Here is a 627-nt window from a genome sequence, read left to right as displayed (position 1 = left end):
ATCCTCGAGCAGGTGCTGGCATGCCTGGAACGCGACTACAGCCTCAAGCGTCGCGGCAGCTTCCTGCGCGGCCGCTGCCCCAACTGTGGCGAGAAGGACAACTTCTACACCCACGCCGAGCATCCCTGGGTCCTGCGGTGCGGGCGGCTGTCCAAGTGCCGTCACGAAATCAGGGTTCGAGAGCTCTATCCGGATCTGTTTGATGACTACTCCAAGCATCATCCGCAGACCGTGGAGCGGCCCAACGCGGCCGCTGATGCCTATCTGAGCACGGCCCGCGGCTTTGACCTGGCCCCGCTCAAGGGCTTGTACGCCCAGGAGCACTACTTCGATCGCAAGCTCAACCAGGGCACAGCCACGGTGCGCTTTGCCTTGCCCGGTGACGGCTGGTGGGAGCGGCTGATTGACCGCCCCTATCGCTTTGGTAAGCAAAAGGCCCGCTTTGCGCCGGGCAAGAGCTACGCCGGCCGCTGGTGGGTGGCTCCGGCCTCGGCCGCCACGCTGCGCACGGTGCGTGAGGTATGGATCACCGAGGGCATCTTTGATGCCATCGCCTGCCAGCAGCACGGCCTGTGCGCGGTCTCGGCCATGTCCTGCAGCGCCTATCCGGAGGCCTCGCTGGTGGAG

1 protein-coding gene is annotated in these 627 nt (G+C 65.6%); it reads left to right on the top strand.

Annotation, left to right across the window (positions count from 1 at the left end; all coding sequences use genetic code 11):
• Positions 1-627 (top strand): toprim domain-containing protein (locus G4G00_RS21780; protein WP_164276661.1); only part of this gene is annotated, 627 nt, incomplete at both ends.

This window comes from Stenotrophomonas sp. B1-1, from assembly GCF_010894375.1.
Lineage (GTDB): Bacteria > Pseudomonadota > Gammaproteobacteria > Xanthomonadales > Xanthomonadaceae > Stenotrophomonas.
The sequence above is the reverse complement of the archived record's forward strand: the minus strand, read 5'-3'. Positions and strand labels throughout refer to the sequence as shown.